Genomic DNA, 13,432 nt, shown 5'->3' with positions numbered 1-13,432 from the left:
GAAGTCCACATTTTCTAAAATAATGGATAGATAAAGAAGTCCACGTTCTCTAAAATAATGGATAGATAAAGAAGTCCGTGTTCTCTAAAATAATGGGTGGATAAAGAAGTCCACATTTTCTAAAATAATGGATAGATAAAGAAGTCCACGTTCTCTAAAATAATGGATAGATAAAGAAGTCCACGTTCTCTAAAATAATGGGTAGATAAAGAAGACCATGTTCTCTAAAATAATTGGTAAATAAAGAAGACCATATTCTCTAAATTAATGGACTAATTAAAGAAGTCCATGTTTTCAAAAATAGCGGATCAATAAAGTAATCCATTATTTAACAGATAATGGTTTTATAAAGTTACCCATTATGACTATAAAAAATGGATAGATAAATAATCCCATTATTCTAGTAGAAAAGAGATTCTGTAAGATTGGTATGTTAATTTCTAAATTATCAATATTTTAAAATTTTGTGTTATGATTGCTCGAATAGCGAGCAATGGCGAGGCGCTCCGCTATTCCTCGCCAAATAAATTAAACTCAATGATTCTCTTTAAAAAAATTTGAGAAGAAAGTAACAGAGGTTTTTGTTACTTTTTGTCAAAAAGTAACGTTTTTGTAGTTTTGACAACCCTACGGTTCATCAAAACTACAAACGCTCTCCGAGGGGTCTTGCAGACGGCGCTTACGAGTCAAATATAAAGAAATAATTACTGTTTAATATGTTTAAGTATGTCTTTAGTTGAATCAACCATTCCCCTTTGGTACCAAACCTTAGTCCATCCAAAAAGTGGGTAATTGGGGCAGACTTTGCTTGTCTGTCAGGAGTTGGGAGAAATCATAATTGCTAAAAACCCCTATATTTTGTTGGTGATATACCGACCTTTTGTTTAAACAACTTTGAGAAATTCCCAGCATCTTCGAATCCAACTGAGTAGGCAATACTTTTTACATCTAAATCACTATCGTGTAAAAGTTGCTTTGCTCGATCAATTCTTACATTTGTCAGAAACTGTTTTGGAGAAATTCCAGCCTGCTCAATAAAAAGTCTATGGAGGTAGCTACGATCAATATTTAATAGATTCGCTAGATTCCTAATTTTGATATTTCGATCATAATTGTGCTGAAGAAAGGATATAGCTTGAGAAAAAATTAATTTTGGACTAGTTCCCTGTTGTTGAATGCTATCCTTTGGAAATGATTTTGTGAGTTGATAAATTATTTCAAGTAAACATGAGTTGAGGAGCATGTCATTATGTTCTGAAGCCAAGGAAATTTCTATTAGACGACTCATGGCAGATTTAATTCTCTCTGTTGAATGATTTAGAGAAAAGACAGGGTTATTAGCACAAATAGCGGTTTCCTTGAGGTAGTGTTCGACGAGATTTCCTCTGAAGCCAAACCAATAGTAGGCCCAAGGATCAGTTTGATCTGCAGTATATGTGATGGTGGCATCAGGAGAAATAAAGAAAAAATCCCCTGCTTTTAAGTGATATGTCTTACCCTGGCAGATAAATTCCCCTTTACCAGAATAGACAAAATGCAACATATAGCCACTCCTTCTTGTTGGTCCATATGAGTGATTTGGTTTTGTTTTTTCATATCCTACTGTATAAATGCTGATGTACGGGTTCGTATTTAGATTGTTAAATAAAAAATCCATTTCATTATTTCTTTCTACAAATTGATAAAGTTTGTCTACATTTTACCATTTAATAACAAAAAACGAAAGAGTATTATTAAAGTATAAAAACAAGGAGGTGTTCAGATGACTGAATATAAAGATATCAGTGAACAAATTGAAACTTTAGTAGGAGGGCGTGAGAATATTGCACATGTTACTCATTGTGCAACTCGCTTACGTTTAGTCTTAAAGGATGATAGTAAAGCGGATTTGGAACAACTAGAAAACGTTCGTCTCGTTAAAGGGGTATTTGTGGCTGGTGACCAATTACAGATGATTTTTGGAGCAGGTCTAGTTAATACTGTTTATGATGAATTTTCTAACTATATTGGTATAACTAGAGATACAAAAATAGATGAAGAAATTTTAACAAGTAAGCGAAACCCACTTCAACAATTTATGAAGGCTTTATCAGATGTTTTCATTGAAATAATGCCATGTATCCTAGCTGCAGCATTACTGCTTGGATTAGGATCTTTGCTTTCTACAAAGGGCTTATTTGGTGAAAATTCTATTATTGACTCTATTCCAGCTATTTCTGGACTTCATCGAATGATTCAAATTGCCTCAGGTTCAATATTTGATTTTCTTCCGCTAATTGTAGCTTATTCAGCTGTAAAACGGTTTGGTGGTAGACCGGCCCTTGGTTTAGCACTAGGTGCACTCTTGGTATCTCCTGGTTTAGCAAATGCCTACGGAGTAGCTAATGGTTCGGCTGAGGCTGAGCTGGTTAATATTTTTGGGCTAAATGTTGAATTAGTTGGTTTCCAGGGTGGAATTATCATTGCCTTGATGATGGGGTATATCGTGGCATTCTTAGATAAGAAATTTAATAAAATTTTGCCAGATATGTTAAAATTCGTGCTTACACCGATGTTAACAATACTTATCTCTGCTTTCCTACTCTTTACAATTATTGGTCCTTTTGGGCGATCACTAGGTCAAGGCATTACAGGTGGGCTACTATGGATGGTAGAACATCTTGGAGTGTTTGGTTATATGATTTTTGGTGGTATTCAACAAATTATAGTTATTACAGGTCTCCATCATACATTTGGCGCGATTGAGTCACAATTATTACAAGATACAGGCCGTGACTTCTTGAATCCACTTATGTCAGTTGCATTGATGGGACAAGGTGGCGCAGTTTTAGGGTATCTTCTTATGAATCATAAAGATAACAAGAAAAGATCTTTGGCAGTATCAGCATTTACCTCAACTTTGTTTGGTATTTCAGAACCTGCTCTGTTTGGAGTAAACGTTAAATACAGATACCCTCTAGTTGCAGGATGTGTAGCAGGAGCGTTAGCAAGTGCTTATGTCTACTTTACAAAACTAACAGCAGTTGGTTTTGGAGCAACAGCCTTGCCAGGCTTTACAATAGTAGACCCAGCAAATAATGGCTATATTCATTACATTGTTGCGCATCTGATCGCAGTAGCTATTGGTGCGACACTCACAGTTGTATTAAGCAAAGTAATGAAAGAAAAGGAAGGGTAATTATACATGAAGAAATATCATCAATATGATGATATTCCTTTAGAATTAATAGCATCGTTGGGAGAGAAAGTATCAGATAGCCCATATCGTCAACTCTTTCATATTGAAGGAGATATGGGATATATCAATGATCCCAACGGTGTTTGTTATTTTGAGGGAAAGTATCATCTGTTTTATCAATGGAGTCCATTAACTTATAGTGAAGATAGCTGGTTTCAAGGGTGGTACCATGTGACATCTAATGACTTAATTAGTTGGGAGAATCAAGGTGTCGGAATTGAAACAGACAGTATTTATGAGACACATGGGGCCTACTCTGGTTCAGCAATAGCAGAGAAGGACCATATCCGAATATTCTACACTGGGAATACTCGAAATAGTCACAATGAGAGAATCCCTTACCAAATTATTGCTTCTTTAGATAAAGAGGGAAGTTTATCTAAAGTACTTCCGCCAGCAATAACAGGTTATCCAGAAGGATATACAGATCATTTTCGTGATCCTAAAATATGGAAAAATAAAGATGGATACTTTGCTGTTATAGGTGCTCAAAGAGAGAATCTGACTGGAACAAGTCTCGTACTATTTTCTAAAGAAGGCATTCATTGGGATGTTTTGGGAGAAGTGGATATTGCCTATCAGAATTTCGGCTATATGTGGGAATGTCCAAATTATTTTGAAATTGGGGGCAAGGGAATCTTTTTGTTTTCTCCTCAAGGGATTAAACCTGAAGGTGATAAATATAGAAACCTTTATCAAACAGGATATGTGGTAGGTGAGAAACTATCAAGAACCAATTTAAAAGTAACATCTGAACAGACATTTCTAGAAATTGACAGAGGGTTTGATTTTTACGCTGCTCAAGTTATGCAAGCCAATGGAAGAACCTTTTTATTTGCTTGGATGGGATTGCCAGAAATTGCTTATCCTACCGAACAATATGCTTATTGTGGATGTTTAACACTACCTCGAGAATTATTCTTGGAAGATGGAAAGTTAAAGCAACGTCCACTTGCTGAAATAAAGAAATATCGCAGCCCAATAGCTATTAGTCAATCAAAAAATAGCTATGAACTAGGCTTCGGTGTAGATATTGAACTTAGTGTTGAAAGAACTCTTGAAGATGTCGTCAAAGTTGATTTAGTAGCAGATACCAACAAAACAGTGGGTACGCAACTTATCATAAATTTTGAACAAAAACAGATTATTTTGGACAGAACCTTATCTGGTGAAAAAATTGCAGAAGAATTCGGAACAGATCGATTGATTGCAGATAATATTGGAGATAAGGTAAGTCTCAGAATATTATTAGATAGGAGTTCGATTGAAATTTTTGTCAATGATGGAGATTTTGTAGCTTCAAGTCGAATTTTTCCGACAGAACAACAAAAATACCTTCATTTAGATAGGGATCAGGCTACTTTTAATTTACAAGTTTGGAAGTTAGAAATTGGAGAAACAAGATGAGCTTAATATCTGTTGATGAAAAGAAGTATCTTTTTCATCTGTCTAATGGAAGAATTTCTTATATTTTTCAAGTTGAAGAACAAAAGTTATTGTCACAGGTGTATTTTGGCAAGGCTGTTTCTGGTTATCATGGTGGTTTGTCTTACCCTCGATTTGAACGGTCTTTTTCAACAAATTTTAAGGATGATGAAAAGCGCGTATATTCAAGAGATACATTGTTACAGGAATATTCAAGTTTAGGGAGTGGTGATTTTAGAATCCCTTCAATTGAAATTGTAACCGATTCAGGTTCCAGTGTATCTGATTTTCGTTATATAGATTATAGGATGTTTTCTGGAAAGAAATCATTACATCCTTTGCCACATGTTTGGACGGAAAATGATTCAGAAGCAGAGACAATAGAAATCTATTTGGAAGATGAAGTAAGTAAATTATTACTTTGTTTATCCTATACAATTTATGCCGACTATGATATCATCGTTCGTTCTGCTTGTCTTGAGAATCAAGGAGTATCCGATATTACAATTAATAAACTGGCTAGTATGAGTATTGATTTTCCGTATGAAAAAAGGGAAATGATTCATCTACCAGGTTCTTGGGGAAATGAACGTCAAATTGAACGAAAAGAGATTCAACGTGGCATTCATATTATTGATAGTAAGAGAGGAACCACTAGCCATCAAGAGAATCCTTTTATTGCCTTAGTCGAACCTTCCACTACTGAACATCGGGGAAAAGCGTATGGTTTCTTATTAATTTATAGTGGGAATCACGAAGAAGCTCTTGAATTGGATCAGTATGAACAACTTAGACTAACAATTGGTATAAATCCTTCGGGTTTTCAATGGAATCTTGAACCCAATAAGCAATTTCAGACACCAGAGGTGATATTAACATTTTCTGAGAATGGTCTGAATGGCATGTCTCAGAACTTCCATAGCATTATACAAGACAGAATCATTCGGAGTAAGTATAAAACTGAGCAACGACCAATATTAATTAATAATTGGGAAGCAACGTATTTTGACTTTAATGAAAGAAAAATAAAAGAAATTATTGATGTATCGGCCAATTTAGGAATTGAGTTGTTTGTGTTAGACGATGGATGGTTTGGAAAACGGGATAATGACCAATCGTCACTTGGGGACTGGTATGAAAATGTTGAAAAACTGCCCAATGGCTTGCGTGGTTTATCAGAATATGCACATAACAAAGGAATGAAATTTGGTCTTTGGTTTGAGCCTGAAATGATTTCAGAGAAGAGTAAACTATTTTCTGAACATCCAGATTGGTATTTTCATGTACCTGGTATAGAGGCAACATTGAGTCGTTCTCAGTATGTACTTGACTTAAGCCGCGAGGATGTGTTGAATTATTTATTTGATTCTATCCATAGAATCTTGAAACAAAATCAAATAGACTATGTAAAATGGGATATGAATAGGTACCTTACGGATGTTTTTTCCCTCATGTTAAATAATAAACAGCAGGGAGAGGTGTCACATAGGTATGCCATTAATTTATATCGATTGATGGACAAATTGACCGTACATCACCCAGATATTTTATTTGAAGCTTGTTCAGGTGGCGGGGGACGATTTGATGCAGGAATGCTATACTATATGCCCCAAATTTGGACAAGTGATAACAGCGATGCAGTAGCAAGGTTGAAAATACAATATGGAACAAGTCTTGTCTATCCGCCATCTACAATGGGGGCACATGTTTCAGCAGTTCCTAATCATCAAAATGGACGTATCACATCGTTAGCGACTAGAGCGAATATTGCTATGGCAGGTGTTTTTGGATACGAGCTTGACCCTACCCTACTAACCCCAGCAGAAAAAGATCAAATTAGTGAACAAATTAAATATTATAAAAAATATAGAGATCTACTATTATATGGAAAATTCACTCGTCTGAGTAGTCCTTTTGATAACAACAATTGTGTTTGGCAAGTCGTTTCAGATGACAAGAGCGAATGTATTGTAACCTACTCTAATATTTTGTCTCATGCAGCACCACCTTTAGAGAGATTAATTGTAAAGGGACTGGAGAAAGATGTACTTTACTACAATCCTGAAATGGATATTACTTGTTTTGGAGATGAATTGATGAACATTGGGTTATATGTTAGTCCAATATTTAATCAAGGTGATTTTGAGAGTCGAGTACTTCATTTTACAAAAGTTTAGATTATTTTATTAAAGGAACACTTGTAATATAGTGTTCCTTGTTTTTATAATTTCAGATATATTGGTTTTATTAGTATCTGTTTTTTGAAGTTGATAATATCGAGGCTAACAATAGTTTCGAAACTAGTTCTGCCTTACATAAAATTTTGAAGTTAAGTACCTTGTTGATACCCTAAAATCCTTGTGAGTTCTTCTACGTAACCAACTATGCCTCACTTGCACCAAGCTATACAGACTATCAGGAGAGAATATCAGCGAAGGTATGGGAATAAGTAGTAATTAGGTTACCTTGAGAGTATTTGTTATAGGAATTGATTCATCAGCAGAAAAGTAATAACAGTTTTTTTATAATTTCCAAAAAATGGCAGAATGTAGTTGAGTTATAGAAGGAGTTTATCATGATTGTACATGATTTACATTTCTACAAGCAACTACTTCTGCCTTTTGTAATGAGGAATCAGAGTCAAATAATTTCACTTGGAGGTCATCTATGGATGAACTAGTGAGATTTTTGGAAGAAATGCTTCTGAAATACGGAGATAACATTGATTGCTCAAATTTACCAATCAAGGAAGAAAACCTGTATTCTGATAAGTAGTTGCTTGTATTCTTTTCTAAAAAGAGTTAAAATACCCTTAAGATTATAAGGGTATTTTTGGGTCAAACTTTTCAAGGAGAAATTAAATGAAGCGAAAAAAAGCATATATCTATACAAGGGTATCAACGAGTATGCAGGTTGAAGGATTTTCATTAGACTCTCAAGTATCAAGAATTCAGCAATATGCAAATGCTTTTAATATTGAAATTGTGAAAACCTATCAGGACGCTGGGAAATCTGGTAAAACCATGCTAGGACGAACGGAATTTATGGCAATGATATCAGATATCGAAGCAGAAAAAGATAAAGTGGACTATGTACTTGTATTCAAATTATCACGTTTTGGTCGAAATGCAGCGGACACTTTAAAATCTCTAGCTATTATGGAATCTCATGGTGTAAATCTGATTTGTGTTGATGATGGACTGGATAGTTCAAAGGATTCAGGAAAGTTAGTTATTACGATCTTGTCGGCAGTTGCTGAAATGGAAAGAGAAAATATTATTTCTCAAGCCATGGAAGGTCGCAGACAAAAAGCGAGAGCTGGTCAATGGAATGGTGGATTTGCGCCTGTAGGATATTCCCTTGTGAATGGTCAATTGCAAGTAAATCAAGAAGAAGCTGAATCTGTAAAAATGATTTTTGATTTATTTGCCAACAGTGATATGGGCACTATAGCTATTGCCAAACATTTAGCCAACCTAGATATAAAGAAGCCAATTCGACACAATAGCACGCTTCCATATTTTTCATCAAGTGGCATTGCAAGAATCTTAGATAATCCAGTTTACAATGGAAAAATTGCTTTTGGACGGCGTGAAAGCACTCGAGATAAAGTTTCTGGTGAAACGAAAGTCATACAGTCTGAAAATTATATTCTAACAGACGGAATACATGAAGCTATTATTGACGATGAGATTTGGAATAAAGTGAGGAAAAAACGAGAAGCTAATGCCCATAAGTATAAACGTGAGAACCCAAGTAAGGGCGATTCTATTTATGTACTTTCGGGGTTGATAAAATGTCCATTATGCAATGCTGGACTTTATGGAAATAAAAGTATCAAGCGAAATAAAAATAAGAAAGATGAATACTATAAAAACTATTACTACTATGCTTGTAAACATAGAAAGCATGTAGATGGTCATAAGTGTACATTTAATAAGCAACTAAAAACAGGAAATTTAGACCATGAAGTATTATCAATCATTAGTAAGTTAGTTTCAAGACCTGGTTTTGCAAGAAAACTGCAAGAGAAAATAAATATTCAGGTTGATACAAGTAGGATAGATAGTGAAATTGAACAATATAAGAGTCTCTTTCGCCAGCTCAATGCAACCAAATTGAATTTAATCCAACAGATTGACTCCTTAAATTTTGAAGATCCTCATTTTCAGCAGAAGTCAATCGATTTAGATATGAGATTAAATACTATTTATGATAAATTAGCAGATGTAGAAATGCTAATTGAGACAAGTGAATCTAAACGAGAGGTAATCCTAAAAGATAAAATGACCGCTGATAATATTTATAAAATATTAGTTAACTTTGCATCATTTATGGACGTCATGGAAGATATCGACAAGAAGCGATTGTGTCAGATGTTGATTGAAAAAGTCGAGATTTATGATGAAAAAAATGAGGCAGGGCGTTGGGTAAAAGCCATTCATTTCAAGCTTCCAATCATTGAGGAAGACTTAGAAATTAGTTTGGACAATAGTACACCGGTTGAAGCGGTGGTTAAGTTGGTGAGGAAATGAGTCTATTACTGGCAGTCACGGATGATTTACCGACATTTTTCTTGAAATTTTCCTAAAAAATGTAAAGTAGGGAAAATCCCTACAAACTCTTGATTTCCGAACGTTTTTTTACTATACTAATGGTGGTTATAACCAATGAAAGAGGTGATAATATGGTTACCGAAGCAGGTGACAAACCGCTATATTTACAATTGGTAGACGAATTGGAGATGAAGATTCGGAATACCATGGAGCCGAATGATAAATTATCTTCTGAGCGCGAGTTAACCCATATTCATGGGGTGAGTAGGATTACAGTCCGCCTTGCAATTCAAGAATTGGAAAGAAGGGGACTTGTTTATAAAAAACATGGCAAGGGAACCTATGTTTCAGAGATAAGAGAGCCTGCTGTTGATCTGTCCTCTGCCTATAGTTTTACAGAGCAGATGCGGAAAATCGGCAAGGTCCCAAAGACCCAGATTTTGTCGTTGCTTGAGAAAAATGCGTCCGAGTATCTGGCCAAGCAGCTGCAAATCGACATCAACGAGCCCGTCGTTGAATTAGAACGGATTCGCCTGGCTGATAATGTTCCAATGATGCTGGAAAAGACTTATATTCCAGCTGAAGTTGTATCTGGAATGACTGAAGAGCGCCTTAATCACATGCCGCTCTATGAAATATTTGCTGAAGATTACAATCAAACCATTCGGCTGGCAGAAGAAGAATTTTATGCCAGTATTGCACTAGACCATGAGGCCAAGGTCCTGGGCATTAAAAACAATAGTCCTGTTCTTCATATCACTCGGAAGACCTACAATCAAAAAAATAAGATTATTGAGTTTACCTTTAGTATTGCGCGGGCAGACCAGTTCAGATATAAGATTAGCCACGTCCGTCAAGAGTAGTGGATTTCTACTTCAAGGCTATTGAATCAATATTAGTTTTTTAACGAAGACAGCGAGCTAGGACAGTATTACTGCCCTGGCTTTTTTGCAAGAAAAAGAGGGCTTTGAGCCCTCAGGTGATGTTTACGAGAATAATCGTTTAAATATTTTATTTGATGAGTATTTGAGCAGTTGCATGCCAATAAAACCACTTGGAATAGCCAAGCAGAAGGACAGGAAGGCAGGGATGTTCAGCGAAAGATACACGTAAGTTGCTAGAACCGTCAAAATACTAAAAACAACAATATTCACAAAAAATAATAATTCATTGATTCGTGGAAGACTGGATTCTCTTGCTTGGTACGCTTGATAAGGGGCCTGTTTCTCTTTCGGGATATACTCTTCAGTGGGGATTTGGTCAGGCCGATATTGTCTAAGTGCCATATCGTCTCCTTTATTTTGCTTTTCAAGAATACCATAAAATTGAGTGGAAACTGTAACAAGATTATTACAATATTGTTACAAAGAAATTAGAAAAGTCTGAAGATTAAAATTCAGGTCCGCTTCCTTTTTTAGAAAATCTTTGTGATATAATGAACATTATGAAAAATATTATTATAACAGCAACAGCTGAAAGCATTGAACAGGTCAAAGAACTGTTAGCAGCAGGTGTTGACCGTATTTATGTTGGTGAGGCAGACCATGCCCTCCGCATTCCGACCAATTTTTCCTATGATGAGCTTCGCCAAATAGCAGAGCTGGTTCACGAGGCAGGCAAGGAATTGACTGTCGCAGCCAACGCTCTCATGCACCAAGATATGATGGACAATATCAAGCCTTTTATGGAATTGATGAAAGAAATCAAGGTCGATTATCTGGTCGTTGGGGATGCAGGTGTTTTTTATATCAATAAGCGGGACGGCTACAATTTCAAGCTTATTTACGACACATCTGTCTTTGTAACATCCAGCCGACAAATCAATTTCTGGAAGGACCACGGCGCTGTCGAGGCTGTCTTAGCAAGAGAAATCCCATCGGCAGAACTCTTTGATATTTCGGAAAATCTGGAAATTCCTGCGGAAATATTGGTTTACGGTGCCTCTGTTATCCACCATTCCAAGCGGACCTTGCTCAAAAACTACTATAACTTCACTAAGGCGGATGAGACGGATTTGTCCAAGGAACGTGGACTTTTCTTGGCAGAACCTGCAGATCCAGAAAGTCATTATTCCATTTTTGAGGATAAACACGGAACGCATATTTTTATTAACAATGATATCGACATGATGACCAAGTTGACAGAGCTTTATGAACATGGCTACCGAAATTGGAAGTTGGATGGTATTTTTTGTCCAGGTCAGAACTTCGTCGAGATTGCCAAATTATTCGTCCAAGCGCGTGATTTATTGGAAAAAGGAGAATTCACCTACGACCAAGCCTTTCTCTTGGACGAACAAGTACGCAAGTTCCACCCAAGCCAACGCGGTTTGGACACCGGATTTTACGAATTTGACCGGAACAAGGTGAGGTAATAAAACAGTCCGGGGGACTGTTTTATCCCGAGCCTAGAAATAGAGAAGCGAGGCCAGTCCGGGGGACTGTTTTATCCCGAGCCTAGAAATAGAGAAGCGAGGCCAGTCCGTGGGACTGTTTTATCCCGAGCCTGTCAATGGGAAAGCCCGGTCCAGAGGGTTGTTTTAGTCATCGCCAATTCTTAGATTTTATCTTAATTCTATCCTGGTAACTGACTTAGTGTCGGCTTCTAAAGGAGCTTGACACTAAACGGAAAGTTCCATTGAACCTTTCCTAGTCAGTTACACTAGACAGCTAGGTCAAAAAGTGTCGTTTTGACCTAGCTATCGTCGCATATTTTAATTCAAATCAATCTATACTGGCAGAGCCAACTTTGCCACTTAATATAGGTAAGGTCCAAGTACGGAACCGCCTTTAGGCGAGTTCTAGGCCCTGCAATAGGTTTTCAAGTGGAAAAATATCGTTCCATTTGAAAACCGTCGCCAATTCTTAATTTTTATCTTAATTCTATCCTGCAAATAGAAAGAGGAATATTATGTCAAAAGCATTAAAGCGTCCCGAGGTCTTGTCACCTGCTGGGACATTGGAGAAATTGAAGGTTGCCATTGATTATGGTGCCGATGCTGTCTTTGTTGGCGGTCAGGCCTACGGTCTGCGTAGCCGGGCTGGGAACTTTACTATGGACGAGATGCGGGAAGGGATTGAATACGCCCACGCCCGTGGTGCCAAGGTCTATGTTGCGGCTAACATGGTGACCCATGAAGGGAATGAAGAAGGAGCGGGAGCCTGGTTCCGTGAACTGCGGGATATGGGCTTGGATGCGGTTATCGTGTCTGACCCAGCCCTCATCGTCATTTGTGCCACTGAAGCGCCGGGACTTGAAATCCATCTGTCCACCCAGGCTTCATCGACCAATTATGAAACCTTCGAGTTCTGGAAGGAATTGGGCTTAACCCGCGTTGTTTTAGCCCGCGAAGTGACCATGGAAGAGGTAGCTGAAATTCGTAAACGGACAGATGTTGAAATCGAAGCCTTTGTCCACGGTGCCATGTGTATCTCCTACTCAGGACGTTGCGTCCTCTCCAACCACATGAGCAAACGTGATGCCAACCGCGGCGGTTGCTCCCAGTCTTGCCGCTGGAAGTACAACCTCTATGACTTGCCATTCGGTGAAGAGCGTCGTTCGATTAAGGGGGAAATACCAGAGGAGTTCTCCATGTCTGCGGTGGACATGTGTATGATCGACCATATTCCAGACATGATTGAAAATGGGGTTGATAGCCTAAAAATCGAAGGCCGGATGAAATCTGTCCACTACGTGTCAACCGTAACCAACTGCTATAAGGCTGCGGTCGATGCCTATCTAGAAAGTCCAGAAAAGTTTGAAGCGATCAAACAAGACCTGATTGACGAGTTGTGGAAAGTAGCCCAGCGTGAACTGGCAACTGGTTTTTACTACAATCCACCAACTGAAAACGAGCAATTGTTTGGTGCCCGCCGTAAAATTCCAGAATACAAATTTATCGCTGAAGTAGTGGCCTTTGACAAGGAAACCATGACAGCAACTATTCGTCAGCGCAATGTTATCAACGAAGGAGACCAAGTTGAGTTCTACGGGCCAGGTTTCCGTCATTTTGAGACGACCATTCAAGGCCTGCATGATTCCAATGGAGATAAGATTGACCGTGCCAATAAACCTATGGAACTGCTGACTATTAAGCTAGACCGTGAAATCTATCCAGGCGATATGATCCGCGCCTGCAAGTCAGGGCTCATCAATCTCTATCAAGAGGACGGCAAGGCTGTTACTATTCGTGCATAAGAAAAAGGCTGGAGAA

Annotated in this window: 9 protein-coding genes; 7 read left to right on the top strand and 2 right to left on the bottom strand. The window is 37.6% G+C overall.

All coding sequences use genetic code 11. The features are described from left to right. Positions 1–841 precede the first annotated feature (841 nt). Complete coding sequence (locus tag ACHBID_RS04565) at positions 842–1,657, bottom strand: AraC family transcriptional regulator (protein WP_105160336.1); 816 nt, start codon at positions 1,655–1,657, stop codon at positions 842–844. Between the two features lie 105 nt (positions 1,658–1,762). Here ACHBID_RS04565 and ACHBID_RS04560 point away from each other — a divergent pair, with 105 nt between their 5' ends. The 5 genes from ACHBID_RS04560 to ACHBID_RS04540 all read left to right on the top strand — a co-directional run bounded on the left by ACHBID_RS04560 (position 1,763) and on the right by ACHBID_RS04540 (position 10,082). Then, on the top strand, positions 1,763–3,178 hold the full coding sequence (locus ACHBID_RS04560; protein WP_105160337.1) for a PTS transporter subunit EIIC: 1,416 nt from the start codon (positions 1,763–1,765) through the stop codon (positions 3,176–3,178). A gap of 6 nt (positions 3,179–3,184) precedes the next feature. After that, the gene (locus tag ACHBID_RS04555) at positions 3,185–4,645 is read left to right on the top strand and encodes a sucrose-6-phosphate hydrolase (RefSeq protein ID WP_105160338.1); all 1,461 of its coding nucleotides are present in this window, start codon (positions 3,185–3,187) and stop codon (positions 4,643–4,645) included. Beyond that, complete coding sequence (locus ACHBID_RS04550; RefSeq protein ID WP_394731677.1) at positions 4,642–6,840, top strand: alpha-galactosidase; 2,199 nt, start codon at positions 4,642–4,644, stop codon at positions 6,838–6,840. Before ACHBID_RS04555 ends, ACHBID_RS04550 begins: the two co-directional genes overlap by 4 nt. A 684-nt stretch (positions 6,841–7,524) precedes the next feature. Beyond that, positions 7,525–9,198 (top strand): recombinase family protein, encoded by a 1,674-nt coding sequence (locus tag ACHBID_RS04545; RefSeq protein ID WP_394731678.1) that lies wholly within the window; start codon positions 7,525–7,527, stop codon positions 9,196–9,198. A 152-nt stretch (positions 9,199–9,350) separates the two neighbouring features. Then, positions 9,351–10,082, top strand: a complete 732-nt coding sequence (locus ACHBID_RS04540; protein ID WP_394731679.1) for a GntR family transcriptional regulator — start codon at positions 9,351–9,353, stop codon at positions 10,080–10,082. 123 nt (positions 10,083–10,205) lie between these two features. Here ACHBID_RS04540 and ACHBID_RS04535 read toward each other — a convergent pair whose 3' ends face one another. Continuing rightward, on the bottom strand, positions 10,206–10,505 hold the full coding sequence (locus ACHBID_RS04535) for a DUF3270 family protein (protein ID WP_105110673.1): 300 nt from the start codon (positions 10,503–10,505) through the stop codon (positions 10,206–10,208). A gap of 158 nt (positions 10,506–10,663) precedes the next feature. On the opposite strand from ACHBID_RS04535, the gene ACHBID_RS04530 reads away from it, so the two are divergent. Both ACHBID_RS04530 and ACHBID_RS04525 read left to right on the top strand, forming a co-directional pair. After that, on the top strand, positions 10,664–11,593 hold the full coding sequence (locus ACHBID_RS04530) for a peptidase U32 family protein (protein ID WP_105110674.1): 930 nt from the start codon (positions 10,664–10,666) through the stop codon (positions 11,591–11,593). A gap of 536 nt (positions 11,594–12,129) precedes the next feature. Further along, positions 12,130–13,416 (top strand): U32 family peptidase, encoded by a 1,287-nt coding sequence (locus tag ACHBID_RS04525; protein WP_105123072.1) that lies wholly within the window; start codon positions 12,130–12,132, stop codon positions 13,414–13,416. The last annotated feature ends 16 nt before the right edge of the window (positions 13,417–13,432 follow it).

It is taken from the genome of Streptococcus sp. A25, from assembly GCF_043674095.1.
Taxonomy (GTDB): domain Bacteria; phylum Bacillota; class Bacilli; order Lactobacillales; family Streptococcaceae; genus Streptococcus; species Streptococcus suis_V.
Note: the sequence above shows the minus strand (reverse complement) of the source record. Positions and strands in the feature narration are given on the sequence as shown.

Excerpts from the sequence above, each read along its gene's own strand:
- ACHBID_RS04565 (WP_105160336.1), bottom strand. The coding sequence starts at position 1,657 with ATGGATTTTTTATTTAACAATCTAAATACGAACCCGTACATCAGCATT.
- ACHBID_RS04560 (WP_105160337.1), top strand. The coding sequence starts at position 1,763 with ATGACTGAATATAAAGATATCAGTGAACAAATTGAAACTTTAGTAGGA.
- ACHBID_RS04555 (WP_105160338.1), top strand. The coding sequence starts at position 3,185 with ATGAAGAAATATCATCAATATGATGATATTCCTTTAGAATTAATAGCA.
- ACHBID_RS04550 (WP_394731677.1), top strand. The coding sequence starts at position 4,642 with ATGAGCTTAATATCTGTTGATGAAAAGAAGTATCTTTTTCATCTGTCT.
- ACHBID_RS04545 (WP_394731678.1), top strand. The coding sequence starts at position 7,525 with ATGAAGCGAAAAAAAGCATATATCTATACAAGGGTATCAACGAGTATG.
- ACHBID_RS04540 (WP_394731679.1), top strand. The coding sequence starts at position 9,351 with ATGGTTACCGAAGCAGGTGACAAACCGCTATATTTACAATTGGTAGAC.
- ACHBID_RS04535 (WP_105110673.1), bottom strand. The coding sequence starts at position 10,505 with ATGGCACTTAGACAATATCGGCCTGACCAAATCCCCACTGAAGAGTAT.
- ACHBID_RS04530 (WP_105110674.1), top strand. The coding sequence starts at position 10,664 with ATGAAAAATATTATTATAACAGCAACAGCTGAAAGCATTGAACAGGTC.
- ACHBID_RS04525 (WP_105123072.1), top strand. The coding sequence starts at position 12,130 with ATGTCAAAAGCATTAAAGCGTCCCGAGGTCTTGTCACCTGCTGGGACA.